This is a genomic window from Sphingorhabdus sp. M41, assembly GCF_001586275.1.
Taxonomy (GTDB): domain Bacteria; phylum Pseudomonadota; class Alphaproteobacteria; order Sphingomonadales; family Sphingomonadaceae; genus Parasphingorhabdus.
In genome coordinates, this window is record NZ_CP014545.1 from 2292475 (window position 1) to 2317906 (window position 25432).

General features: G+C 58.2%; 21 protein-coding genes. 10 read left to right on the forward strand and 11 right to left on the reverse strand.

Annotated features, from left to right (window positions below; genetic code table 11):
• Positions 1 to 252: 252 nt before the first annotated feature.
• The 8 genes from AZE99_RS10925 to hisG form a co-directional block, all read right to left on the reverse strand.
• Positions 253 to 1125, reverse strand: coding sequence for a transcriptional regulator (locus AZE99_RS10925; RefSeq protein WP_067200935.1), 873 nt, complete (start codon positions 1123 to 1125; stop codon positions 253 to 255).
• Positions 1122 to 2339, reverse strand: a complete 1218-nt coding sequence (locus AZE99_RS10930; protein ID WP_067200937.1) for a GNAT family N-acetyltransferase — start codon at positions 2337 to 2339, stop codon at positions 1122 to 1124. Before AZE99_RS10930 ends, AZE99_RS10925 begins: the two co-directional genes overlap by 4 nt.
• A 168-nt stretch (positions 2340 to 2507) precedes the next feature.
• Positions 2508 to 4634: a sodium-translocating pyrophosphatase gene (locus AZE99_RS10935; RefSeq protein WP_067200940.1), complete on the reverse strand. Its 2127-nt coding sequence runs from the start codon at positions 4632 to 4634 to the stop codon at positions 2508 to 2510.
• A gap of 156 nt (positions 4635 to 4790) precedes the next feature.
• Entirely contained in the window at positions 4791 to 5726 is a 936-nt protein-coding gene (gene thiL / locus AZE99_RS10940) for a thiamine-phosphate kinase (RefSeq protein WP_067200943.1), read from the reverse strand.
• Positions 5727 to 5969: 243 nt separating this feature from the next.
• Entirely contained in the window at positions 5970 to 6416 is a 447-nt protein-coding gene (gene nusB, locus AZE99_RS10945) for a transcription antitermination factor NusB (protein ID WP_067200946.1), read from the reverse strand.
• Positions 6413 to 6937 (reverse strand): DUF1993 domain-containing protein, encoded by a 525-nt coding sequence (locus tag AZE99_RS10950; RefSeq protein ID WP_067203574.1) that lies wholly within the window; start codon positions 6935 to 6937, stop codon positions 6413 to 6415. Before AZE99_RS10950 ends, nusB begins: the two co-directional genes overlap by 4 nt.
• Before the next feature lie 22 nt (positions 6938 to 6959).
• Complete coding sequence (gene hisD, locus AZE99_RS10955; protein ID WP_067200949.1) at positions 6960 to 8255, reverse strand: histidinol dehydrogenase; 1296 nt, start codon at positions 8253 to 8255, stop codon at positions 6960 to 6962.
• Positions 8256 to 8393: 138 nt separating this feature from the next.
• Positions 8394 to 9044, reverse strand: coding sequence for an ATP phosphoribosyltransferase (hisG, locus tag AZE99_RS10960; RefSeq protein ID WP_067200951.1), 651 nt, complete (start codon positions 9042 to 9044; stop codon positions 8394 to 8396).
• A 45-nt stretch (positions 9045 to 9089) separates the two neighbouring features.
• Between hisG and AZE99_RS10965 the strand changes: the two genes are divergently transcribed.
• Positions 9090 to 10148, forward strand: coding sequence for a DUF2332 domain-containing protein (locus AZE99_RS10965; RefSeq protein WP_231862591.1), 1059 nt, complete (start codon positions 9090 to 9092; stop codon positions 10146 to 10148).
• A 176-nt stretch (positions 10149 to 10324) separates the two neighbouring features.
• Here the strand turns inward: AZE99_RS10965 and AZE99_RS10970 are convergent, their stop codons facing one another.
• The 3 genes from AZE99_RS10970 to AZE99_RS10980 form a co-directional block, all read right to left on the reverse strand.
• Positions 10325 to 11218, reverse strand: coding sequence for a pirin family protein (locus tag AZE99_RS10970; protein WP_067200955.1), 894 nt, complete (start codon positions 11216 to 11218; stop codon positions 10325 to 10327).
• The gene (locus AZE99_RS10975; protein WP_231862592.1) at positions 11215 to 11580 is read right to left on the reverse strand and encodes a cupin domain-containing protein; all 366 of its coding nucleotides are present in this window, start codon (positions 11578 to 11580) and stop codon (positions 11215 to 11217) included. The genes AZE99_RS10970 and AZE99_RS10975 overlap by 4 nt, the downstream gene beginning before the upstream one ends.
• Positions 11581 to 11776: 196 nt before the next feature.
• The gene (locus AZE99_RS10980; protein WP_067200958.1) at positions 11777 to 12052 is read right to left on the reverse strand and encodes a BolA family protein; all 276 of its coding nucleotides are present in this window, start codon (positions 12050 to 12052) and stop codon (positions 11777 to 11779) included.
• Between the two features lie 115 nt (positions 12053 to 12167).
• Here AZE99_RS10980 and AZE99_RS10985 point away from each other — a divergent pair, with 115 nt between their 5' ends.
• The 9 genes from AZE99_RS10985 to AZE99_RS11020 all read left to right on the forward strand — a co-directional run bounded on the left by AZE99_RS10985 (position 12168) and on the right by AZE99_RS11020 (position 25368).
• Positions 12168 to 12776, forward strand: a complete 609-nt coding sequence (locus tag AZE99_RS10985; protein ID WP_067200961.1) for a J domain-containing protein — start codon at positions 12168 to 12170, stop codon at positions 12774 to 12776.
• A gap of 54 nt (positions 12777 to 12830) precedes the next feature.
• On the forward strand, positions 12831 to 13820 hold the full coding sequence (gene cobS / locus AZE99_RS10990) for a cobaltochelatase subunit CobS (RefSeq protein ID WP_067203578.1): 990 nt from the start codon (positions 12831 to 12833) through the stop codon (positions 13818 to 13820).
• A gap of 61 nt (positions 13821 to 13881) precedes the next feature.
• On the forward strand, positions 13882 to 14040 hold the full coding sequence (locus tag AZE99_RS16140) for a hypothetical protein (protein ID WP_156472222.1): 159 nt from the start codon (positions 13882 to 13884) through the stop codon (positions 14038 to 14040).
• Between the two features lie 76 nt (positions 14041 to 14116).
• Complete coding sequence (locus AZE99_RS10995; protein ID WP_067200969.1) at positions 14117 to 16234, forward strand: transglycosylase domain-containing protein; 2118 nt, start codon at positions 14117 to 14119, stop codon at positions 16232 to 16234.
• Between the two features lie 81 nt (positions 16235 to 16315).
• Positions 16316 to 18139 carry a cobaltochelatase subunit CobT gene (gene cobT / locus AZE99_RS11000; protein ID WP_067200971.1) on the forward strand — a complete coding sequence of 608 codons (1824 nt, stop codon included), beginning with the start codon at positions 16316 to 16318 and terminating at the stop codon, positions 18137 to 18139.
• A 380-nt stretch (positions 18140 to 18519) separates the two neighbouring features.
• On the forward strand, positions 18520 to 19191 hold the full coding sequence (locus tag AZE99_RS11005) for a nitroreductase (protein ID WP_067200974.1): 672 nt from the start codon (positions 18520 to 18522) through the stop codon (positions 19189 to 19191).
• A gap of 216 nt (positions 19192 to 19407) precedes the next feature.
• Entirely contained in the window at positions 19408 to 22527 is a 3120-nt protein-coding gene (locus tag AZE99_RS11010) for a CHAT domain-containing protein (RefSeq protein ID WP_231862593.1), read from the forward strand.
• The gene (locus AZE99_RS11015) at positions 22527 to 24581 is read left to right on the forward strand and encodes an adenylate/guanylate cyclase domain-containing protein (RefSeq protein ID WP_082788341.1); all 2055 of its coding nucleotides are present in this window, start codon (positions 22527 to 22529) and stop codon (positions 24579 to 24581) included. The genes AZE99_RS11010 and AZE99_RS11015 overlap by 1 nt, the downstream gene beginning before the upstream one ends.
• Entirely contained in the window at positions 24568 to 25368 is an 801-nt protein-coding gene (locus AZE99_RS11020) for a hypothetical protein (protein ID WP_067200979.1), read from the forward strand. Before AZE99_RS11015 ends, AZE99_RS11020 begins: the two co-directional genes overlap by 14 nt.
• Positions 25369 to 25432 lie beyond the last annotated feature (64 nt).

The following is a 25432-nucleotide window of genomic DNA, read 5'->3' on the forward strand; positions in this document are numbered from 1 at the left end:
TTTTGGGGGAGAGTGACAATGGTAGGGGGAATGTCAAGTGGTGGTTGGTTTGCGCGTGAGCGTTACGACAGGAGATTGGCGATTGTTGTGTCTGTCACCTTGATAAATTGATGTCAGCATTTGCCCTCTTTAGCCCCTCCTCTTCAGAGGAGGGGTTGGGGTGGTGGCGATGCGACAGCATCGATCGCGCAGCGACAAGCGGCACGGAACCACCCCAACCCCTCCTTTAAAAAGGAGGGGCTATCCCTGTTCTTATCGCCCGGATATCTTCCGCAAAACCCGCCAAGCAAACGCCTTCACCCGGTTCCGCGCCGGAAACCGCCCCGGTGCCCTGGGCGTGATCCCCCGCTTTCGCAGCCAGCCATTGAACGCCCGCGCGTCCGCCTCTTCAAAGCTCCAGTCAGATCGCCACGTTATCGACAGCGAGATGCTCGGCTCCGGCCCGTTCTGGACAAAGTGCGGGGCCATCACCGGGACGAAGATCGCCTTGCCGGGAGTCAGATGGTGCCGCGTGCCTTCGGCTGCAAAATCATCTTCCCAGACCAGATTGCGATGGCCGCCGAGATGATAGCCCTCGTGGATCTCGTCGGCAGCAAAACGCGCATTGCCGGCCGGGAAAGTGGTCATCCATTTTTCACCGCGCAATTGCAGCAGGATATTATGTTCCGGATCGAAATGATAAGGCGTCACCGCACCAGGCGAGGACACGAAGATGAAGCCCTGGGGTTTCAGCATCTGGCCGGTCTTGGCCTCCAGTATCGGCCTGATTTCGGCGAGCAGTGACAGCAGCAACGCTTCATATTCCGGCACCTGCTCGATATTCTTGAGCACCGCCCAGCTCGCCGACTGATCGATTGTCCGGATCGTGTCGCCGATAGTCAGGCCGTTGCTCGGCACATTTTCGGGCTTGATACCAACCGGCAAGTCGCCGGGATTATATTCAACGCTGGCACCGGGCAACGCCTCGCCGAGCCGTGCCAAGGCTTCCAGTGTCAGCCATTCGTTCGACGCCATCTGGTGATCTAGCACTTGTGCCTGTTCGGGATAACAGCGAGCAAATTGCTGCCGGCTTTGCTCACCAAAGACCTGCTGCCGGAATGGCTCGCTGCCGCTGATCCCGTTCATTGCTGCAACTCGGTCGGATCAAATATGGCGCGCCCCCTGATCCTGCCCATCAGCCTTTCTCCCAGCCGGGCTCCCCGAAAGAGTGCGCGGCGGGAAGTCCCGTTCAGTTCAATCGAAAAGCGCCCGATATGGCGGCGATCGGACCATAGATGGTCGATCATCGGATGATCCTGCGCTGCGCAGCTGTCGATCCACTCCAGCTTCCGCAGGTCAAGAAATTTCAGATTTTCAATCTGCAGCAATACGCCGGGAGAAAAGCGGGAATAATCCTCGTCAAAAGCGGTCTTGAAACCGAAGGCACCGGGTGCGGACAGAAAGTTCACCAGCATCGCCAGCGGCTTTCCGTCGAGGCGGATATCGCGGCGTTCCAGCTGGCCTGCCGCAGCGGCCCCGGCAACACATTGACTGAAAAAGGCGCTGGTCTCCGGGGCGCTGGCCAGTGCCGAGCCGTTCTTCCCTTTCCAGCCGGCCTGTTCCAGCTCGAGAAATTCATCGATCCAATGGTCCAGCCCCTCGCCGTCGAGATGCTGGCCGTAACTCAGCTCCCCTTTTTCGTTCAGCCGTTTGGACAGCCGCCGCCATTCCTTGCGCTTTTTCCCGCGCAAAGTGGCCCTCTGATAGTCATCCGAGCTTAGATCGCTCTGCAACAACGCCCGCGCCTCGCTGTGCACCAGATCGCAGCGCCGCTTCTGGCCGCCACAGACCGCGCGCAAGGCCTGATCCAGAGGACCGTTGATGGTCATACCGTTGATATGCAGAAATCCCGGCCAGTTGCTGCTATCAAGCGCGGCGAGCAGCTTTTCCCAGAACAGCGATTCAAAGCCCTTGCGGACCAGCGGCGTGCCGAGAAAACAATTGTGATGCATCCAGTTCTGCACATAGGGCACCGGCCAGCGCCCATATCGTTTGTGTGGACCCATCGGAAGCAGGCCGAGCAAGTGGGAATGGTGCGGATCTCCCGACCATAGCAGAAACAGCTGCAGATCGTGGCCATGGTCAAGATGGGCCAATGCCGAAAGCAGGAACCAATGTTCATAGAAAATATTCGGTTCGCTCGTCTGTCTGGCCAGATCGCTCCACGCCTCGACCAGATTGTCATCCATTTCCGCGACCGGATGGAATATCGCCTTGAATTCGGGTCCGGACAGGCCGTCGCGGAACCGGTCGCCCCGGATATCCTTGCCCTCCATCTTCTGAAACCCGCTCAAATCCATCGATATCGCCCTATCAGCATTATTGCCGCTTCCGTCGCTGTGGCTAACGGAAAAGGGGTAAAATCTTATTAACGCTGTCGGACCGGCAATCGGCGGGTCCGGGTCATGAAAAAACCCCGCCGAAATCGTTTCCGGCGGGGCCTTGTTTTAAACCAGGAGGCGAGCCTTCTAGTGAACGCCGCCCTGCGCCGCATACAGCGCTGCGAGCAGCAGCAATGCGACAATATTGGTGATCTTGATCATCGGGTTGACGGCCGGACCCGCAGTATCCTTGTACGGATCGCCCACGGTATCGCCGGTCACCGCAGCATGGTGGGCGTCGGAGCCCTTGCCGCCGTGATTGCCGTCCTCGATATATTTCTTGGCATTGTCCCAGGCACCGCCACCCGCTGTCATCGACAGGGCAACGAAAAGGCCGGAGACGATCACGCCGAGCAGCAAGGCGCCGAGCGCGGCAAAGCCGTTCGCCTGGCCCGCAACCGCGGTGATCACGAAATAGACCACGATCGGTGCAAGAACCGGCAGCAGCGATGGCAGGATCATTTCCTTGATCGCCGCCTTGGTCACCAGATCCACGGTCCGTGCATAGTTGGGACGCGAGGTACCCGCCATGATGCCCGGATCAGCAGCAAACTGCTCACGAACGTCTTTGACGACGTCCCCGGCAGCGCGACCAACAGCGGTCATGCCCATGGAACCGAACAGATAGGGCAGCAAGGCACCCAGCAGCAGGCCAACGATCACATAGGGATTTTCAAGGCTGAAGCTGACTTCAAGGTTCGGGAAGAACTCCTTGAGGTCGGCGGTATAGGCCGAGAAAAGCACCAGAGCCGCAAGACCGGCAGAACCAATGGCATAGCCCTTGGTCACGGCCTTGGTGGTGTTGCCCACGGCGTCGAGCGCATCGGTCTTGTTCCGGACGCTCTCGTCCAGACCGGCCATTTCAGCGATACCGCCTGCGTTATCCGTAACCGGACCATAAGCATCCAGCGCCACGACCATTCCGGCAAGTGCCAGCATGGCGGTTGCCGCAAAGGCGATGCCGATCAGACCAGCAAGCTGGAACGCGACAACGATGCCGACAACGATGACCAGCGTCGGCAGGGCCGTTGCTTCCATCGAAATCGCCAGTCCCTGGATCACGTTCGTGCCGTGGCCGGTTTCCGATGATTTGGCGATCGACCGAACCGGACGATATTGCGTGCCGGTATAATATTCGGTGATCCAGATGATCAGGCCGGTAACCGCCAGACCAACCATCATCGACCAGAACAGGGCCATGCCGGTAAATCCGCCAGTGCCGTCAAGCGCGACACCGATTGGCGTGTCCATGTCACCCAGCGTGCGCATGGTGACATAATAGATGGCCGGGATCGACAGCACCGCTGTGGTGATGAAACCCTTGTACAGCGCGCCCATGATGTTCGTGCCGCTGCCGAGACGAACCATATATGTGCCGATGATCGAAGTCAGGATACAGACACCGCCAACAATGAGCGGCAAAGACATGAGGTCGTAGAGCATCGCGCTGCCGACAAAATCGCCGAACAACAGAGCCAGAAGCACCATCGTCGCACCAACGGTCACGACATAGGTCTCGAACAGATCGGCTGCCATGCCGGCACAATCGCCGACATTGTCACCAACATTATCCGCGATCGTCGCAGGGTTGCGTGGATCATCCTCGGGGATGCCCGCTTCGACCTTGCCGACCAGATCGGCGCCAACGTCAGCGGCCTTGGTGAAGATACCACCACCGAGACGCGCAAAGATCGAGATCAGCGACGCACCGAAGGCCAGAGCAACCAGCGCGTCAATGACCGTACGGTCATTGGCAGCCAGACCCATCTGGGTGGTCAGCACGTAGAAGAATATCGAGATCGCCAGCAACGCGAGGCCAGCAACCAGCATACCCGTCACCGCACCGGCGCGAAACGCGACGGTGAGACCGGTTTGCAGGCTTTCGCTGGCGCCCTGTGCCGTGCGGACATTGGCGCGAACCGAGATGTTCATGCCAATATAGCCCGCGACGCCGGAAAGGACCGCGCCGAGCAGGAAGCCGACGGTTGAAATGGCGCCGAGGAAGATGAAGACCAGAACCGCGACGACAATGCCGACGAGACCGATCGCACGATATTGGCGGTTCAGATAGGCTTGGGCGCCTTCCTGAATGGCACCGGCAATGGATTGCATTTTCTCGTTGCCGGCCGGTGCATTGAGCACCTGGCGGCTGGTAATGAAGCCGTATAATATGGCGATAAAACCACATAAAATTGAAATGGTGACTACAGTCATCGCTGAGCATCCCCCCCTATTTTTTTACGAGCACCCCATTGATCAGAGCGCTTTCGCAATAGGTATAGTGCGGGAAATGCGAACCGCGCAAGCCCTGATTTAACGGCCCGATTGAAGGGCTTATGAAGCTATCCAATTTGATAGAATCTTGTCCGATCAGGCGTGCACAAATCCCAGATGCTCGGGCAGTTCCAGTCGTTCGCCATGGCTGTGCAGCGCGACACCCGAACCGGGCCGGCAAATGCCAACGCAGGTGAGCGGAACCGACAATACGGTTTCCGGGCTGGCGGTGAGCAACAATTGATAATCGTCGCCGCCCGTCGCCGCCTTCATCCGGGCGTCGCAGTCATCGCCGACAAGCGCCTGAAACTGCGTGGATAACGGCAATTCCGCCAGATCAATTTCAATCTGTATCCCGCTGGCTGCAGCAATTCGCGATGCGTCGAGCAACAGACCATCGGAAATATCCATCATGCTGCTGACCAGATTGGACAATATCCGCCCCTCTTCCAGCTTTGGCATAGGACGGGTGTGCGCTTTCAGCAGCGAGGCGGTGGTGTCGATATCCGGTGAACGCAGCGACCCCGATGCGATTTGCAGCCCGGCCCATGCGTCGCCAATGGTTCCCGTGACATAGACGGCGTGGCCCGGCTTGGCGTTGCTGCGCGACGGCACGATATGGCCCTTTGCTTCACCAATGGCGGTCAGGCCAAAGGTTCTTGGGGCATTTTCTCCCATCGCCACGGTATCGCCGCCGAGCAATGGCACGGAAAAGCGGTCAATCGCCTGTTTCAGCCCTTCGACAAAGGCTGCGTCCCACTGATCACCAGCGGTCCGGCCATAGCCGAGCAGGATGCCCAGCGGCTTCGCTCCCTTGGCTGCCAGATCAGACAGGTTCACCGCGACAAGCTTCCACGCCACATCGGCCGGATCGGCGTCGCGAAGGAAATGCACGCCTTCGACCATCATGTCATGAGTCATCACCAGCTTGTGCCGTCCGAACGGCATCATCGCGACATCATCGACAAGTCCGCGTGCTGCCGGGTGGGTGGTAATAGCCTTTAATCGGTCAATAAAATCTAGTTCGTTCAAGACAGGGCGTGCTCCGGTGCCATTCTGAGGGAAGCGTTGGCGCGCTTGCTGACCGCTGACGGGGCGGCAAATCCTTTGAATCCGTGCGGCGCGCCGGCTCGCATAGCCGGCTCAATCGGAACACTCGATGAACGAGACCGGTTTTGATGATCAAAATATGGGTGGAAAAGCAGACGCAATAAGCGATACAGCCGGTCCAGAAAATATGACAATTTTTCCCCCAGTGGCAGCCGGGGGTCTTGTTCAGCCCCGAACCTGCTTCGCGATGCTATCCAGAAGCCCGTTTACGAAACCGGCATCCTTCTTGTTGAAAAAGGCATGGGCCACGTCCAGATATTCGTCAATTACCGTTGCGATCGGTACGTCTTCCTGTGCGACCAGTTCAAATGTCCCGCAGCGAAGTATCTGGACCATCGTCTTGTCGAGACGACCCAATGTCCAGCCGGAAGCCAGTTTCGAGGCAATCAGCTGGTCGATTTCTTCCATCCGCGACGTCACGCCAATCACCAGTTCGTCAAAAAAATCGCGTTCGGCCGGATGATATTGATCATCCTCGATTTCCTTGCCCAGCCGGTGGTCATGAAATTCCTTGAGCAGCTTCGGCACCGGCGTCTTTTCCATCTGGTGCTGGAACAGCGCCTGGACGGCGGCGAGCCGCGCAGCGGATCGGGAAGTGGATTTTGCAGTCATGCTCTTTTCATCCTTGGTACGCCGAGAAAGTCACCCTTGCCGATCTTGAAACCGCGCTGACGCAGCACGTCATAGGCGGTGGTGGCGTGAAAATAGAAATTGGGCTGGGCGAAACTCAGCAGGAAATTCTCGGCGGTGAAGGGCATGACGCTATCCTTGAAGCGGAATTCCATATGCTGGCCCATGAAGCCTTCCATCTCGGTTTCGCTGACCGCTTCCAGCCCGGCCTTTGCTTCGTCGAGTTTCTCGTAAAGGCCCGCCCAGTCTTCGGGTGGCGGAGCGAGGCTTGGCGTAAACACGCCCTCTCTCACCCCTTCGATCGCGCCCAGCGAATGTTCACGGCAACATTTTACCTGATAGGAAAAGGGCAGCATATCCTCGATCAGCCGCGCACCGATAATCTCTTCCGGTGCCGTGCCCTGCTCCTCGCAATGGGCCTTGGCCTTGTCGACCAGCTTGCGAACGGCAGCGATGATCTGCAGCTGGGACGGAATTACGGCCTCATATAGGGAAATGGTCATGGACTTTTCTTTCTCTTGAGTGTCAGCGCGGATCAAGCCGCTTCTGGACGCTGGCGGCATGGGCTGGCAAGCCCTCTGCCTCTGCCAGGGCGACTGCCGCGGGGCCGATATTGCGCAAAGCCTGTTCATCGCAGTGGATGAAGCTGGTGCGTTTCATGAAATCGGTCACCGACAGACCGGACGAGAAACGCGCCCGGCGGCCTGTTGGCAGAACGTGGTTGGGGCCGGCGACATAGTCACCGACGGCTTCGGGCGTGTGACGCCCCAGGAATACTGAACCGGCGTGACGGATCTTGCGGAACATGGCGTCCGGTTCATCGATCGCCAGTTCCAGATGTTCGGCAGCCAGCCGGTCGACCAGCGGTACCGCCTGATCCAGCCGGTCGAGAACGATGATGGCGCCATTATCATTCCAGCTGGTCGTCGCGGTTGCAGACGTTGCGAGAACAGCTAATTGTTCAGCAATTTTCTCAGAAACCTGATCGGCAAACTTCTCATCATCTGTGAACAATATCGACTGGCTGGTCGGATCATGTTCCGCCTGGCTGAGCAGGTCGGCAGCGATCCAGTCGGGATCATTCTTGCCATCGGCCACCACGACAATCTCCGAGGGACCGGCAACCATATCAATGCCGACGACACCGAACACCTGCCGCTTGGCTTCGGCGACCCAGGCATTGCCCGGCCCGGTGATGACATCGACAGATTTGATCTTTTCCGTACCATAAGCGAGCGCTGCCACCGCCTGAGCGCCGCCAATGCGCCAGATTTCGTCAACGCCGGCCAGTTCTGCCGCCGCCAGCACCAGCGGATTGATATAGCCGCCGGGCGCAGGCGTCACCATGATGATCCGCTCGACACCGGCAACCTTGGCCGGAATGGCGTTCATCAGCACCGAGGACGGATAGGCCGCGCGGCCACCGGGAATATAGATGCCCGCCAGCTCGACCGCGCCCCAGCGCGCGCCGATGCGCACACCGGCATCGTCCATATAATCCCTGTTATCAGGGAGTTGTCCGTCATGATAATCACGAATTCTCAAGGCCGCCAGTTCCAGCGCCACGCGCAAAGATGCTTCCAGACCTTCCAATGCCGCTTCGGACTCGGCCTTGTCCACGCGCCATCCGGTCTGCTCCAGATCATGCTGGTCAAACTTGCCGGTCAGCCGCGCAACGGCGGCGTCGCCATGATCACGAACATCCTGAATGATCGCCCGCACATCCGCCGAAACATCCGCATCCGCCTCGCGCCGCGCATTGACCAGCGCGTCAAAGGCTGCATCGAAATCGGGATCAGAAATAGACAGTCGAAGCGTCACCTTAGCCCCTCCTTTTCAAAGGAGGGGTTGGGGTGGTTCCATGCCGCATATCGCTGACGCAAGCGATGCTGACGCACCGCCACCACCCCTTGATCCCCGCCTCTGAAGAAAAGGGGAAAGATATAATATCCGGCGCCATCAGACCTGCCCCGCCAGCTCGCGGAATTTCTGCACCAACGGCGTCAGCTCCGCGCTGCGCATCTTGAACGCCGCGCGGTTGACGACCAGACGGCCGGAAATATCCAGTATCCGGTCGGTTTCTACCAGATTATTGGCTTTCAAAGTGCTGCCGGACTCCACCAGATCGACGATATGCCGCGACAGGCCCAGCGAAGGCGCCAGCTCCATTGCGCCGTTGAGCTTCACGCATTCGGCCTGAATGCCTTTGCCCTCGAAATAGCGGCTGGTGAGATTGGGGTATTTTGTCGCGACCCTGAGATGCGAGATATTGCCGAGCTGCTCCGCATCATCCTTCGGTTGCGCCACCGACAGGCGGCAGCGGCCGATGCCGAGATCGACCGGCGCGTAAAGCTCGCTATAGCCGAATTCCTCGATCACATCGGACCCGACAATGCCGATCTGCGCCGCGCCATGGGCGACGAAGGTGGCAACATCAAACGCCCGCACCCGGATGATCGACATATGCGGCAGATTGGTCGCGAATTGCAGACTGCGGTTGGACTTGTCAAAAAAGGCGTCTTCTGGCACAATTCCCGCCTGCTCCAGGAGCGGCAAGGCATCGTCGAGAATCCTCCCTTTCGGAATTGCAAAGATTAGTGGTTTGGCCATGATGGCCGCGGCTTTACGGCTTCGCAGATGAAAGGGCAACGAGTTATGGACATTTTGGACGTCGAAGATATCGCGCAGGGAATGCGCGGCCAGGCGGAACATTGCCGGCGCAACGACGCCCCGGTCACGGCCTCGGTCATCATCGCCCAATTACCGCTGATGACCGGCCCGACCGCCTGCGGACAGAAGATCGCGCGATGGCCGGGAAAACCGCTGGAAGACGCGATGCCGCTGCGCCTCACCGGCGGCCTGCATCACCTCTATCTCAGCGGCAAGGAACCGCGTCTGGCGGATATTTACGAGGGGAGGATCACCGAACAATACGCCATTGATCGTCTGGTCGGAGAGGTTGTCGCAGACCATGACGCCGACCTGCTGCCCTGGTTCGACAGCCCGCCGCAGACCAATGAATCCGGACGGTCAGCGAGTTTCATGGCGGGCCTACTCTGGCTGTCCGGGCGTGTCGGCCCGCGATTCGAACTGCTTGAACTGGGGGCCAGCGCCGGGGTGAATACGATGATGGGCCGCTATCATTATGATCTCAACGGGGTTCAGGCCGGACCGGAGGATTCGCCGATGCGGATCGAGCCGATATGGCGCGGTCCCCCTCCCCCGCAGGCACCGGTCGAGATTGTCAGCGCCCGCGGCTGTGACCAGAATCCGATCGATCTCACCGACGACGAGACCGCCGCCCGGCTCAAGGGCTATATCTGGCCGGAAATGCCCGCGCGCTTCGAGCGGATGGAAGCGTCGATCGCGCTGGCCAAGCAGGATCCGCCCGATGTTGCCAGGGCCGATGGCGCCGACTGGGTCGAAGCGCAATTGCTCCTGCCCCAGCAAAGCGGCGTCACTCGGGTGCTGATGCATTCGATCGTCTGGCAATATCTGCCGCAGGCAACCAAGGACCGGATTACTTCAGCCATGGAAACGGCGGGCAAAGCAGCAAAGTTGGATAAACCGCTCGCCTGGATGTCGCTGGAAACCAACCGCAAGACCTTCAGCCACGAACTGATTACCCGCTATTGGCCGGGCGGCGAGCAACCAGCGCTGCTGGGCCGGGCGCACGCCCATGGTGCCTGGGTGGAGTGGGTTGAAGAGCGATAGCGGAGCGTGAGCAAATTGCCCTCTCCCATAGGGAGAGGCAAGTGTAGCTTGTCAGCTTGCTGACTAGCAAAACTCGGTGAGGGGTTCGACTGTCGAGAAGGCAAAACCCCTCACCGACTGCGCCTAAGGCAATAAACTGCCAAGGCTTGTTGCCTCTCCCTCTGGGAGAGGGCAATTCAATCCGTAACCGTCTTCGGCCGCCCCTCGGGCAACGGGATATATTCCTCCGGATCCCCCGGCACCACCGGAAAACGCCCCTCGGACCAATCCGCCTTGGCCTGCTCAATCCGCTCCTTGCTCGACGAGACAAAATTCCACCAGACATGCCGTTCGCTGGCAAAAGCCTCACCGCCGAGCAGCATCGCCCGCCCACCCGACAGCGACGAAAGCGACACCTTCGCCCCCGGCGCAATCACATAAAGCAGATATTTTTCCAGCGGCACGCCATCGAGCGCACCCTCCCCATCGACCAGCATCACCGCCCGTTCGTCGGCTTCGGCATCAATTGGGATTGCGCCATTGGCCGACAGCAATATATCGGCATAAATCGTCTCTGCATGACAGGTGGTCGGCGCCGTCTGCCCCCAGAGACTCCCCATGATGATCCGGGCCTTGACACCACAATCCTCGACCAGCGGCAAATCACCTTCCCCGACATTCTCGAACGCCGGATCGATCTCTTCCTTGCCGTCGGGGAGTGCCAGCCAGGTCTGCATCCCGAACATCGGTTTCTTCTCGTCCTGCGTTTCCACCGGCGAGCGCTCCGAATGGACAATCCCCCTGCCCGCCGTCATCAGATTGACCTCGCCCGGCCGGATTGTCTGATGGGTGCCAAGACTGTCGCGATGGTCGATCGCCCCCTCAAACAAATAGGTCACCGTCGCCAGATTGATATGCGGATGCGGTCGCACCCCCATGCCCGGCCCTTCCGGCAGTGTTGCCGGGCCAAATTCATCGACAAAGATAAACGGCCCCACCATCCGGCGATGCCGCGATGGCAAAACCCGGCGGACCTGAAACTCACCGAGATCATGAGTGGTGGGGGTAATCGTCTGCGTAATGTTGGTCATAGCCTGTCCAGATCTCTGACGGTTTTCTCGGTTATCACATTACCAGTGTTCAGGACCGATTTTGGTTCCAGCAACAGCACATGACATTCGCCGCCCAACGCCTCGGGACAATGCTCAACGCCTTTCGGGACAATGAGAAATTCCCCTTCCCTGACATCAATGTCGCCGGTGCGCAGCCCCATGCGCATCCTGCCCTTGACCACCAGAAACAGCTCGTCTTCCTGTTCATGATGATGCCAGTCAAACTTGCCGTCAAACTTGACCAGCTTAACCTGAGCATCGTTGATATCGCCGGCGACTTTCGGGGACCAGTGATCGGAGAAACCGGCGAAGGCATCGGCCAGACTGACTTTGCGGATCATGTTCGACCTTTCGCATATTGCTGCAACGCCTATTTCTTCTCCCGTGCGGGAGAAGGATGCGGAGACTTGGCAGCTTGCTGCCTAGTCGCAGCTGGATGAGGGCGTACTATCTCGAATTATGTACACCCTCATCCAACTTCGCCTAATCCTTCGGATAAGGCTTCGTATCCTTCTCCCTCACGGGAGAAGGGCATATTCACTCCCCCGGCGCCCTCGCCTTGATCACCATCGCGTGCACCTTGTCGCGCATCAGATCGCCCAGCGCCTTGTTCACCATCCGCTGGCGGTTGAGCCGGGACTGGCCGGCAAACTCCGCACATTCGATATCGACGGAAAAATGCGATTCCCCGCTGCCATCGTCGCCGGCATGGCCGTGATGGCTGGCGCTGTCGTTGGTCACGACGAGCGATATCGGCGCGAGTTCGGCGGTGAGCCGCTTTTCTATCTCGCTGTGGACTGGACCTTTGGGCATCGAATCTCCATATTGCTTTTTCACTCAACATATTAGCCGTTTGTGCTGCGCTTGTCGAAGTGCGTTTATGGCTTTCAAACCGTCCTCTGACCAGCGCAGGACCAACGGAGCAAGATTGACCGTTTCCCCCAAAAGAAAATCGAATCGCTTTCATGGCCGTGTCGAAACCGACGGCCAGTCCTGCGCAATTGAAGGTTGCGAGGAATGCGGCGAATTTCGTGCACCGCCAATCTACGGCAGCAGTCGCAGCTATGACGGACCCGGCGAATATCGCTGGCTCTGTCTCGACCATGTCCGCGCATTCAATCAGGGCTATGACTATTTCGCCGGCATGGATGCCGAAGAAATTTTCGAAGCACAACATCCGGTCAGGGGATGGGACTCGTCCCGCCGAATCTACGATGGCGGAGCCGGTGCGCAGCCGGCCTGGGCCGATTTTGCCGATCCGCTCGACGCAATCGGCGCGCGATTTTCCAGCCTCAAGACAGCCGCCAATAGTCACGGTCGTCCGATATCCAGAGCGGACCAGAATGCGCTCAAGACGCTAGGGCTTGGCGACAGTGAGGCCAAATCCATTGTCCGCAGTGATATCCGCCGTGCCTATTCCGCGCTCGTCCGCAAATATCATCCCGATCGCAATGGCGGCGACCGCAGCCACGAGAAACAGTTGGCAAAAGTGATCGAGGCCTATACGCAGCTTAAGGAATCACCAGATTTTAGATAGTGGCTCGCCCCTTTGGCTTTGCCTAGGGCAGCAGAGATTTTTCGAAGGACTATGATGACCGAAATACCCGATATCAACCCCGACGCCAGCGACGAAACCATATTGGATGCGCCCGACATCACTGTCGATGCCCGCGAGGTTTTCGGTGTGGACGTGGATATGCAGGTTCCGGCGTTCAGCCTGAAGGACGAACGGGTTCCCGACCTCGACCCATCCTATGTTTTCGATCCGGAAACCACGATCGCGATTCTCGCCGGTTTTGCCTTCAATCGCCGGGTGATGGTACAGGGCTATCACGGTACCGGAAAATCGACTCATATCGAACAGGTCGCCGCACGGCTCAACTGGCCCTGCATCCGGATCAACCTCGACGCGCATATCAGCCGGATCGATCTGGTCGGTCGCGACGCGATTGTCCTGAAGGACGGCCAGCAGGTCACCGAATTCCGCGAAGGTCTGCTGCCATGGGCATTGCAGACGCCAACCGCGCTGGTGTTCGACGAATATGACGCCGGTCGCCCCGACGTGATGTTCGTGATCCAGCGGATTCTGGAAGCGGAAGGCAAGCTGACTCTGCTCGACCAGAACCGGGTGATCCGCCCCAATCCGTATTTCCGCCTGTTCGCCACCGCCAACACGGTCGGCCTCGGCGACACCAGTGGCCTGTATCACGGCACCCAGCAGATCAACCAGGGCCAGATGGACCGCTGGAATATCGTGGTTACGCTGAACTATCTGCCGGCTGCGACCGAAGCGAAGGTGATCCTGTCGAAAGTGCCGGACGCCGGTGACAAGACGATCGAAAATATGATCAAGGTCGCCGATCTGACCCGTCAGGGTTTCATCAACGGCGATATTTCCACCGTGATGAGCCCGCGGACCGTGATCAGCTGGGCGCAAAATGCCGCGATCTTCAAGAATATCGGCTTCGCCTTCCGCCTCTCCTTCCTCAACAAATGCGACGAGGCGGAGCGGATGCTGGTGGCCGAATATTATCAGCGGGTGTTCGGAGAGGATCTGCCGGAAAGCGTGATGGGGAGTTAGGGCTTACAGCGCCCGCGCTATTGGTTGTTAAAGCACGGTATGTTTACCGGCAAGGAAACCCATGAAACAAGAAGAAGAATTCGAATTTCAAATGGCAGTGGCCCGCAAGGTGATGCGAAAGGATCGCAGGGTTCTCGCAGCTTTGGCGGAATTTGACAGGACTGGAAAAAATTCGGACTGGGTCAAAGACGGACTGAAACAGAAGAAATTGAAAGATTGATGTTCATCGGCGGGCAATCGCCGTTCGACTATTTCCGCTCGCTTATGGCGTATTATTTTTGTAATACAGCAAATTGATGCACGATAGAACCTCTTCTGAACCCGGGCGACGGCGCTGGTACTGGCCCTTTGGCGGAGCAAAAGCCGCCAAAACCACATTCTACGAACCCTATGGCGACGCCATACCGCCGCGCATCGACGAACCGGTTGCGCCGCTTAAAAAGCTGCGTGGCAAATGGTGGTGGATCGGCAGAGGCTTGGCAGCAGCGCTTTTCATATTCATCCTGCTCGTCGCTTATCTCGCGATCACCGCGCCATTATCCAAATCGCTGCAACCGATTGCTCCGCCGCAAATCACGCTGCTGACCTCTGACGGACAGCCGTTCGCCCGCAATGGTGCGGTTGTCGACGAGCCTGTGAAAGTCGCAAAATTGCCCGATCATGTGATGCAGGCCTTCATGTCGATCGAGGACCGGCGCTTCTACTCGCACTGGGGCGTTGATCCGCGCGGGTTCGCTCGCGCTTTGCTGAGCAATATCTCCGGCAGCGGGATGACACAGGGTGGCAGCACCATCACCCAACAACTGGCCAAGACCACGTTTCTGACGCCGGAACGCAGCCTGACGCGCAAGGCGCGGGAAATGCTGATTGCCTTCTGGCTGGAGGCCTGGCTGACCAAGGACGAGATACTCGAGCGCTATCTTTCCAACGTCTATTTTGGCGACAATGTTTACGGCCTGCGCGCTGCATCGCTCCATTATTATTACCGGCAGCCGGAAAAGCTGAAGCTGGAACAGGCGATCATGCTGGCTGGTCTGGTTCAGGCCCCCTCCCGCCTCGCTCCCACCCGCAACCCGGAGCTGGCCGCGAAACGCGCCAGGCTCGTCAAGGCGGCGATGGTTAGCGCGGGTTATCTCAGCCAGCAGGAAGCCGACAGGCTCGGCACGGCCAGACTGGATGTCCGGGCCAAAAATGCCCTGCCCACCGGCACCTATTTTGCCGATTGGGCGATGCCGCAGGCGCGGGAGCTGACCGATCTCAGCTATGAAAAACTGAATCTGACCACGACCCTCGATGCACGGATGCAGGAAATCGCCCGCCGTGCTATCGCACGCGCGCCGCTCGGTCAGGCGCAGGTCGCCCTGGTGGCAATGCGGCCGGATGGCGAGGTCGTGGCCATGATCGGGGGCAAGGATTATGCAAAATCCGCCTTCAACCGGGTCACCCAGGCGCAGCGCCAGCCGGGTTCCACCTTCAAATTGTTCGTCTGGCTGGCGGCGCTGCGCTCGGGCATGAGCCCGGACGATATGGTCGATGACAGCCCGATCACCAAAGGCGGCTATCTCCCCAAAAATGCCGGAGAACAATATCGCGGCTCGCTCAGCTTGAAAGACGCTTTTGCCAAGTCGAGCAATGTCGCGGCGGTGCGCCTGTTCGGCCAGGTCGGTGACAAGGCGGTCATCCGCGAAGCCCGCAATCTGGGGGTCAAGTCCAGGCTTGCCGAGGACGACCCCAGTCTCGCACTCGGCACGTCGACCATGAACCTGATGGAGCTGACTGCGGCCTATGCAGGGGTTGCCGGCAACAGCTGGCCAGTCGTGCCTTATGCCTTCAAGAAAGACAAACAGAGCTGGACCGAGTGGCTGTTCGACTGGCCCGGACGCTATGAGTCCAGAACCCATGCCAATATGGAAGCCCTGCTCCGCTCTGCCGTCAACGAAGGCACTGGCCGCCGGGCCATGCTGACGATCCCCAATTACGGCAAGACCGGCACCAGCCAGAATAATCGCGATGCTCTGTTTGTCGGCTATGCCGGCGACGGGGATGACCGGCTGGTGGTCGGCGTGTGGATCGGCAATGATGACAATAAACCGCTGAAAGGCGTCAGTGGTGGCAGCCTGCCCGCGCGTATATGGAAGGACTTCATGCAGCAGGCCGTACAGTCCCGGAAACCGGCTGGCGGAACCAGGCCGGACAGCAAGCCCGACCCCGAAGGCCCGGTCACCCCGCTCGATCTTCCTGAAATTCCCGAAATACCTGTGGATATCGGCGGAACCGAGGTCCGGATAAACGGCGATAGCGGCGTGCGGGTCGGCACTGAAATAGGCGGTGTGCCGGTGGATTTGCAAATCAACGGCAACGGTGTGGCGATCGAACGGCGGCAGGAAGAAACCCCCACCGGTCAGGATCGCTAAGCTTATTGTTCCGCCTAACAAAAATGCAGAAAAATAGGCCTTTGATTCCCCTCGGCTTTCCGCTTAAAGCTGTTCGCTTCTATGGCTGACCGTTCCAAACTTGATGACCTGAAAGACGTGCTTGGCGGCGCGGCCCGCGCCATTGCCCGGGATCCGGACCTGGAACTCGCCTATACCGCCGAAGCGCCATCGCAAGCCGGTCAGCATCTCAAGGTGCCAATGCCGGCACGTGACCTGCCACCGGCGCAAGTCGCCGAAGCACGCGGCTTTGCAGACAGTTTTTCCCTGAAACTGCGCCATCATGACGAATCAACCCACCGCAAGAACGCTCCACAGGAAGCGGTAGCACGCGCCTGTTTCGACGCGCTCGAACAGGTTCGCACCGACGCATTGGGCGCGCGAGTGATGGCTGGCGCGAAGGAGAATCTGAACGCGGCGCTGGAAATGCGCATGCGGTCCGATCCGATTGCGCAGGCGCAGAATCGCGACGAAGTTCCGATTTCCACTGCTCTTGCCTTGCTGGCGCGGGAAAAACTGACCGGACAGGCACCGCCGCAAGGTACGATCAAGGGGCTCGACATGCTCCGCGAGTGGATCGAGGAAAGCGCGGGTGCTGATCTCGACGGCCTCAACCTGACGCTCGACGACCAGAATAATTTTGCCAAATTGACGACGCAGCTGCTGCAACATCTTGATCTGATCCAGAGCGATGATCAGTCCGAAGCCGACGACAGCGACGACGATGATAGCGACGAAGACAGTGACGACAGCCAGGATGACGGTGCCGACGAGGAAGCGACCGGCGATCAGGGCGAGTCCGAAATGCGGTCCGAACCGTCGGACGATGACAGCCAGGATGGCGAAAGCGACCAGAATGCCGAGGAGCTGGAAGAAGGCGCAGAAGAGGAAATGGGAGACGCCGGCGACGATGGCATGATGCCGGTTCGTCCCAACCGGGCGATGTCCGACCTCCCCCCCGGCTTCGCTTATACCGCCTGGACCGAAAAATATGACGAGGTTATCAGCGCCACCGAGCTCTGCGACGAAGAAGAACTGACGCGGCTCCGCTCCTTCCTCGACCAGCAACTGACCAGCCTGCAGGGCGCCGTCACCAAGCTCGCCAACCGGCTGCAACGCCGCCTGATGGCGCAGCAGAACCGCAGCTGGGACTTTGATCAGGAAGAAGGCATGCTCGATGCCGCCCGCCTCGCCCGCGTGGTCAGCAACCCGTCGCACAGCCTGTCCTACAAGATCGAACGCGAGACGGATTTCCGCGACACCGTCGTAACCCTGCTGATCGACAACAGCGGCTCGATGCGCGGCCGCCCGATATCCATTGCAGCGATTTCCGCCGACATCATGGCCCGCACACTGGAACGCTGCGGCGTCAAGACCGAAATCCTCGGCTTCACCACCCGCGCCTGGAAAGGCGGCCAGACCCGCGAAGACTGGCTGGCAGCGGATCGCCCGGCCAATCCCGGCCGGCTCAACGACCTGCGGCATATCATCTACAAGAAAGCCGACGAGCCGTGGCGCCATGCCAAGAAAAATCTCGGCCTGATGATGCGCGAAGGCCTGCTCAAGGAGAATATCGACGGCGAAGCCCTGCTCTGGGCGCACAGCCGGTTGATCGCCCGCCCCGAAGAACGCCGCATATTGATGGTGATATCCGACGGCGCGCCGGTCGACGACAGCACCTTGTCGGTCAACCACGGCGCCTATCTTGAGAACCATCTGCGCAAGGTGATCGAATGGATCGAAAGCCGTTCGCCGGTGCAGCTGGTCGCGATCGGCATCGGCCATGACGTGACCCGCTATTACAAGAAAGCCGTGACAATCATGGACGCCGAGCAACTGGGCGGGACGATGGTCGAGCAGCTGGCCGGACTATTTGATGAGGAGTAGAACAGAGACTCCTATAGCAATTCTAGCGTTGGTTGTTGGGGCTTTTTTACTCTGTGTTTCTATCTACGGATGGGTTAAAGTTGAATTTTTTTTCAGTGATCGCACTATCAACCCTAGGGCGGTAGTCGATGTTTTGATGCCTTCCGTCTCGGCTATTATTTTAATCTTGGGAAGCTACAAGTCGCTATCGGATAGGAAATCCACTGCAGCAGAATTGTTGGCAATCGGGTGGGGGTTTTTCTGCCCACTCATAGCCCATTATCAGATGGTACCAAATATAGAGCGCGGACGTGATATTGAATACCCCAGCACCCAACTGACCTTATCCTTCTTTTTCATTATATTTTTCTGGACATGTTTTCTGACATGGAGGTCATCAAATGAACGTAACCGAAGCCGTTAATTCCCGCCGCTCCGTCCGCCAGTTTCTCGACAAACCGGTCGACCAGTCGACGCTCGAACGCGTTCTCGAAACCGCCCAACGCTCCCCTTCCGGCGGCAACACCCAGCCTTGGAGCGCGGTTGTCGTCGGCGGCGATGCACTCAAGGACATCACCGCCAAGATCAAGGCCAAGGCCGCGACCGCGCCGATGGGCGAGGATATGGAATATGCCATCTATCCCAAGGATCTCGACGGCCGCTATGAAGAACAGCGCCGCGCGGTCGGCAAGGGGATGTTCGACGCGGTCGGTCTGGAACGGGGCGATAGCGCCGGACGGGTCGCGCAAATGGCGAAAAACTGGGACAGTTTCGGCGCGCCGGTGCAATTGTTCACCTATACCAGAAAATATATGGGTCCGCCGCAATGGTCCGACATGGGCATGTGGCTGCAGACCGTAATGCTGTTGCTCCGCGAAGAAGGCCTCGACAGCTGCGCGCAGGAAATCTGGGCCATGTACGGCACCCATATGCGGGAACTGCTCGGCATCAGCGATGAATATATATTCTTCTGCGGCATGGCGATTGGCTATCGCGATCCGGATGCGCCGATCAACAATTTCGAGGTGCCCCGTGTCCCGATCAGCGAGTCGATAGAGTTTCGCGGTTTTTAACCACCACAACACCCGACTTTCCGGCAATATCCGGGCCAAAAACGTCCCGCATTGTGACAGTGATCACTCGATCCGCCACCGGAGTCGATAATCTCCTATCCGAGACTCGGATTTTCTAGCTAACTAGTGTAGCTATAAGAATATTCTGGGTCGCGATCGCCATCGCCTGTGTTTGTGGGGACAGGGCAATGCAGAATAATTGTGGGGGAGAAAATCGTGCGCCGGACGAGGATAGGCAAATTATTTGCGGTAATGGGCTTGGCAATAAGCCCGACCACAAGCTTTGCCCAGGGCAAACCGGTTGCTTTGCTCGATAGCTTCCCGATCGGTAACAGCGATGGCATATTATGCCAGGTGCAGGATCGCAGCATCGACAACAAAGCGAAAGCCAATATGTTCGATCGCAGCTGGGCCGTGGTTTGCCGTGACTCGGCAAAGCCGGTTGGCTTTGTGTATTCCTCCCAATTACCTGAGCAGAACCTGCTGGACCGCATCGCCCCTCATCGCAGTGAACCGATAACTTGCACCGCAGATGTAGCGCGGCCAACGCTCGCAGGTTTTCGCCATACCGATTGCCATCTCTCCGCGGAACCGGTGGCCTATTCGCTGATCGTCGGGCGGCAAGACGGCATAACCTATGCTGCGGAAGGGCTGGCAGCATATGACAGCGCGACATTGCTTGCACTGAAGTCGATCTTGAATGACTCGGTCGCCACGGGGAAAATTGATGTCGCCTCGACATCGGTCGAAGATTCTTTCGCATTTGCCCGGGTCCAGGCTGCAACGCTGAAGCCTGATCAGGCCTTGGCAGAAGGCTATCGCAGAAATCTCACCGGCAATTATGCGGAAGCTGCTGCCTTTTTTGAAACGCTGCAGCAGCGGACATCCGGTATGGCAGGGGAGGATATCAACCCCAGGGAATATCTGATCAACCGGGCTCTGCAAAAATCCAATCTGGGTGAGTTTGCAGAAGCCGACGATCTGTTCGAGGAAGCCCGCGCGAATAACGACGATGACCCGATAACCGAAAGGCTGCAACGGAATTTTGAAGCGACACATCTCCTGAATCAGGGTCGTGTGGCTGCCGCGATCGAACGGCTCAATACCCCGCTCAAAACATCGCTTGTCGAGCAATTTGCGCTGTCCGAGAGCCTCGAAATTACCAGCGCAATCTCGACCCGGATCAACGGCAGCGACCGGGCCCGCAACCTGCTCGGCTTTGTCGATGATACAAAATTGAGCGACAGCGAACGGGCCGAGATTATCGACGCTCAGGCTTTGCAACTTTTGGGGACTGCACAGCGGTTGAATGGCGATCATGTGGCAGCCCGAAAATCGCTTGTCTCGGCAGACAATCGCGCTGTCGCTGTTCGTGACGGTCGAGTCACCTCGATCACCCGCCTGAGAGCACAAACACTCGCCCAGCTGGCCATGATTGCGGAAGCTGATGGCAAGATGAACGAGGCGGAACAATTGCTGCGCGACGGTCTTGAACTGCTGAGCATTCAATATCCGGAAACACGGGCGGTAAACGGGGCCAAGGCGCGCCTCGCCGCATTTCTTTTGCGGCGTGGACAGGAAGCCGAAGCCCGTAAATTATATGGCGAGGTTGTCGAAAATTCGCTGGGCAAGCGAAGCGCGATTTCTGGCATGGCCAATCAGTTGGCTCCCTATTTCCGGTTGCTCGCGGCCGATGAAACGGCGGCGGCGCAGTTTTTCAAAGCCTCACAGATATTGGTGCGTCCCGGAGTGGCCGAAACACAGGCGGTTCTTTCCCGTGAGCTGAGCGGGGGCACCGATGAAGCTGCGCGCCTGTTCAGACAATCCATCAATCTGTCGCGCAATATCGAGCGACTGCGTATCCGCTTCTCGGCGCTGGGCAGAGCGGAACAGACCGCAGCCATCACCAACCAAATCAAGGATCTTGCTGCTGAAATAGAGGCACTGGAGAGAAGCCAGCAACTGACGCAGATCAGACTTTCCGAATTTCCGCAATATCGGGCGGTCGGCCATAGATTTCTAAGCCTCGATGAGCTCCGCGCAACTATGGAGACTGCCGAAGCCTATATGCGCATGTCGATCATCGGCGACGATATTTTCATGTTCTTCACCGATAAATCGGATGCAAAAATTTACAGTGTGCCGCTTGATGAGGCTGCGCTCGACGGCAAGGTTGATGCGATCCGCGCTTCGATTTCGGTTTTCGAAAATGGCCAATATCTGACCTATCCGTTCGACATCGAAAAAGCACGCGACCTCTATTCCGACCTTTTTGGACCGGTTTCCGGCCAACTCGCCAGCAAGAAGCATCTGATATTTGAACCCGATGGCGCCATGCTTCGTTTGCCAATCAACTTGCTGGTCGCGGATGATGGATCGGTTACGAAATATCTTGCGAGAAGCGAAGCTGTCGACGGCGATCCGTTTGATTTTACCGCCGTTCAATGGCTCGGCAGAGATTTGGATATCAGCACCGCCGTCTCGGCACGGGCATTCGCCGACGCCCGGCAGGCACCACAATCCGGGGCCTCGCATCAATATTTGGGGCTGGGCAATAACCAGGCGGTGGTGGCAAGCACCAAAGCGGCGGCCATTCGCGGTAGCGATCAGAATATTGATGCCAGTTGCCAATGGCCTCTCAGCCAGTGGAACAGCCCGATATCCGGTCGCGAACTGCTCGAAGCACAATCCCTGGTCGGCACGGAAAATGGCGATGTGATTACCGGTGCCGCGTTTACCGATACCGGCATCCTGTCGAAAAATGATATTAGCGATTATCGTATTTTGCACTTTGCCACCCATGGTCTGGTAACCGCGCCCAGTCCGTCATGCCCGGCGAAGCCGGCACTGGTGACATCCTTCGGTGATGAGGGTTCGGATGGCCTTCTCGCTTTTGATGAAATTTTCGATCTCAAACTGGATGCAGATATCATCATCCTTTCGGCCTGCGACACGGCCGGTAAAGCCAGCATAGCCGCGACTCGCGAGGCTGGCGTCAGCAGCGGGGGCGGAACCGCTCTGGATGGTCTGGTCCGCTCCTTTATCGGAGCCGGCGGACGATCGGTGCTCGCCAGCCACTGGCCAGCGCCGGACCAGTTCAGCGCGACGGAAAGACTGATGAGCGGATTGTTCAATGGCGGCCAAGGGCATTCGATCACCCAGGCGCTAAGACTGTCCCAGCTCGAACTGATGAACGATCCGGTCACATCGCATCCCTTTTACTGGGCCGGCTTCGCCTTGATTGGTGATGGTGCCCGGCCATTCTTGCCCGGCGCCCCGGAGCCGGCAGCCAGTGAAACAGCATCAGTCATCCCGACAAAAGCGGCTCTGAAATAATGACAGAATCCGCAATCTTGACAGAGCCGGATATAAACAACCGCGACGTGAAAGAGGGAGCAAAGGGCGTATTGCAATCCCTGCGCCGTCTTTTTGATCAGCTGGGCCCAATCCGTCTCGGATCGACCATATTATTCATGGTCCTCGCCTTGCTTGTCGCGCGCTTCTCATGGACCACACCGCTGATCCAGGAAGCCGAACGAGCGCTTTATGATTTGCGCGCTTCGGTATTCGCACCGGAAGTCGAAAAAGACGAGAATATCGTCATGGTCGTCTATAACGAAGACACGCTGAAGCTGACGGGGCAGCGGTCTCCGGTGGACCGGACGATTCTGGCGCAGGCGCTCGAAACAATCGATGCAGCCAATCCCAAATCCATCGGCATAGATATTCTGTTCACGATGCCGCAGGATGATGACGAGCTTTTGATTTCCACTTTCAAAAACATGAAAACGCCTACTTTTCTGGCTTATGCCGACCCAAAGGAAAATCCGGAAATCGCATTTGCCGAACATGAATTTCTGCAGCAGTTTTTTGAAGATGCTCGCAGCGAAAATGTTCAGGCCACCGATATCAAGCTGGAAACGGACAGCGACGGCGTCCAGCGCCGCTGGACCCCGCACATGCCGGGCGCACCTCCGTTCATGGCGATTGCCCTGACCGGACCGAACCCGAAATTTGCCCGGAATGACGGCGCCATCCGTTATCATGTGCCGACCACGACCGATGTGCCGGTGTTTGACAAATTTCCGATCGAAAGCTTTGCTGACCCGGCGATTGCCGAGATGCTGGGCTCGTTCATAGCCGGCAAGCACGTGCTGATCGGCGGCGACTTCGTCGATCGCGACCGGTTTGAAACTCCGGTTGGCGGATTGGCCGATATTCAGGGCGATGACGGCAAGATGATCGGGCTGGAAGTGCATGCCCATATGCTCGCCCAGTTGCTCAATGACGATCTGCCCACTCAGATTCCACCATGGTCCCTGTGGCTTGGCGCCCTGATCGTTGCGATTTGCGGCGGCCTTTCCGCCCTGATCGTCGGCAATGCCCTGAAAGTCGGCTTCATACTGGTCGGCCAGTTTGCATTTTTTCTCATCTTTCCCTTCCTGTTGCAAAATATCGGCATGGATACGCTTTCGCTGCCTGCCTTTGGCTGGGCTGTGGGTTGGTTGCTTGGCTATGCCTCGGTCGGATCGGCCGCGCGCACGATCAATTCCAAACAGCGTGCCTTTGCGCAAAGCGCCTTGGGCAAATATCTGCCGAAATCGATCGCCAGCGAAATATTGAAGGATCCCGAAAAGCTGGCGCTGCATGGCGAAAAACGGAAAATATTCGCGGTCTTCACCGATCTCGAAGGCTTTACCAAATTGACCCATGCAATCGAGCCGGAAATGGTCGCCTTCTTGTTGAACGACTATCTCGACCGTTTGAGTGAGGTAGCGCTGGAATATGGCGGTACCATCGACAAATTTGTCGGCGATGCGCTGGTGACCTTCTGGGGCGCTCCGATCGCCTATCCCGATGACGGCGAACGGGCAGCCAAGGCAGCCTATGCCCTCTATCTGGCCGGCGAGGAGTTTCGCAAAAACGTGCCCGAGGGTGTGCCGCCAATCGGCAGAACGCGCGTCGGCATGCACTATGGCGATGCGATCGTCGGCAATTTCGGCGGGGAAGGCCGGATCCAATATACTGCTCTGGGTGACGCCATGAACACGGCAGCCCGTCTGGAAGCAGCCAACAAGACGCTCGAGACCAAGGTCCTGCTGAGCCGGGAAGCGATGGAACGGACCGGTCTCGACTGGTACCGGCCGATGGGCCGGATCACGCTCCGCGGACGATCGACACCGGTGGAAGTGTTCGAACCGGTTCCCGACTGGGAAGAAAAAGATCGTGCGGCAGTGACCGCAATCATAGCCGCCCATGAAATGGGTGATAGTGGTTCTATTCAGACACTGACCAACGTGATCAAGCAATATGGTGAGGATTTGGGCCTCGCCAATTTGCTCAAACGATTGAAAAAGACCAAAAATGGAGAAAGCTATGCACTTGGATAAAGATGAACTGGCACGGTCCGGACGAATTCTTCCCGGCCTTGCGAAAGCGGCTCTTGGCACGCTTCTGCTTTTCGGTGCGGGTGGCGTTGCCCTCGCACAAAATATGGTCGTTCGCTCGACCGGACCTTCGGCCAGCAGCTATCCTGCGGGCAAGAAAATGGGCAATGACGCAAAAATTACGCTGAAGGCCCAGGACAAGGTCACGATATTGACCAAGTCGGGTACGCGCGTTCTGTCAGGCCCGGGAACCTATTCGCTCGCACAGGGCAGCGGCTCGGCATCGAGCGCGTCGGGCCGGCTATCGAGTTTCATCAACAACCGCGGCAGCAGCCGGGCGAGAACCGGAGCGGTTCGCGGCGATAGCAGCGCGGCGGTTGTTACGCCGAACAATCCCAATCTCTGGTTTCTTGACGTGACCAAGGGCGGGAAATTCTGTGTTACCAATCCGAAAGGACTGGTTGTCTGGCGGCCGGATTACACCGGGTCGGCCACGGCCTCTATCGTAGAGCCGACAAGCGGCAACGTCACCGAAATCGCATGGCGCAAGGGCAATCCCCTGAAGGCATGGCCTCGGGATGTGCTGCCCGTCACCAATGGCGCGCAATATCGGCTGCTCGGGTCCAATGTAGCGCAATCGGTCGAGGTGAATTTCGTGGTTTTGGATAGCGCACCAGTCGACCTGGACGACACGGCGACTGTGCTGATCGAAAACGGATGCACCGGCCAACTGGATTTGCTGGTTGAGACGCTGAATTTGAATAACGGAGACACGGCCGATCAGGGCTAGTGTCTGAATGAATTCTGCCGTCCTGCCTGAGCGCCGGACGGCAGTGGCGGCTTGATGGTTTTAT

What these genes read in the sequence shown, in the direction of transcription:
- AZE99_RS10975 (WP_231862592.1), bottom strand. Translation starts at nt 11,580, where the DNA reads ATGATCCGCAAAGTCAGTCTGGCCGATGCCTTCGCCGGTTTCTCCGAT.
- nusB (WP_067200946.1), bottom strand. Translation starts at nt 6,416, where the DNA reads ATGACTGCAAAATCCACTTCCCGATCCGCTGCGCGGCTCGCCGCCGTC.
- AZE99_RS11005 (WP_067200974.1), top strand. Translation starts at nt 18,520, where the DNA reads ATGAACGTAACCGAAGCCGTTAATTCCCGCCGCTCCGTCCGCCAGTTT.
- AZE99_RS10995 (WP_067200969.1), top strand. Translation starts at nt 14,117, where the DNA reads ATGCACGATAGAACCTCTTCTGAACCCGGGCGACGGCGCTGGTACTGG.
- AZE99_RS10935 (WP_067200940.1), bottom strand. Translation starts at nt 4,634, where the DNA reads ATGACTGTAGTCACCATTTCAATTTTATGTGGTTTTATCGCCATATTA.
- AZE99_RS10925 (WP_067200935.1), bottom strand. Translation starts at nt 1,125, where the DNA reads ATGAACGGGATCAGCGGCAGCGAGCCATTCCGGCAGCAGGTCTTTGGT.
- AZE99_RS10970 (WP_067200955.1), bottom strand. Translation starts at nt 11,218, where the DNA reads ATGACCAACATTACGCAGACGATTACCCCCACCACTCATGATCTCGGT.
- AZE99_RS10980 (WP_067200958.1), bottom strand. Translation starts at nt 12,052, where the DNA reads ATGCCCAAAGGTCCAGTCCACAGCGAGATAGAAAAGCGGCTCACCGCC.
- AZE99_RS10930 (WP_067200937.1), bottom strand. Translation starts at nt 2,339, where the DNA reads ATGGATTTGAGCGGGTTTCAGAAGATGGAGGGCAAGGATATCCGGGGC.
- AZE99_RS16140 (WP_156472222.1), top strand. Translation starts at nt 13,882, where the DNA reads ATGAAACAAGAAGAAGAATTCGAATTTCAAATGGCAGTGGCCCGCAAG.
- AZE99_RS10950 (WP_067203574.1), bottom strand. Translation starts at nt 6,937, where the DNA reads ATGACCATTTCCCTATATGAGGCCGTAATTCCGTCCCAGCTGCAGATC.
- AZE99_RS11015 (WP_082788341.1), top strand. Translation starts at nt 22,527, where the DNA reads ATGACAGAATCCGCAATCTTGACAGAGCCGGATATAAACAACCGCGAC.
- AZE99_RS10965 (WP_231862591.1), top strand. Translation starts at nt 9,090, where the DNA reads ATGGACATTTTGGACGTCGAAGATATCGCGCAGGGAATGCGCGGCCAG.
- AZE99_RS11020 (WP_067200979.1), top strand. Translation starts at nt 24,568, where the DNA reads ATGCACTTGGATAAAGATGAACTGGCACGGTCCGGACGAATTCTTCCC.
- cobS (WP_067203578.1), top strand. Translation starts at nt 12,831, where the DNA reads ATGACCGAAATACCCGATATCAACCCCGACGCCAGCGACGAAACCATA.
- hisG (WP_067200951.1), bottom strand. Translation starts at nt 9,044, where the DNA reads ATGGCCAAACCACTAATCTTTGCAATTCCGAAAGGGAGGATTCTCGAC.
- cobT (WP_067200971.1), top strand. Translation starts at nt 16,316, where the DNA reads ATGGCTGACCGTTCCAAACTTGATGACCTGAAAGACGTGCTTGGCGGC.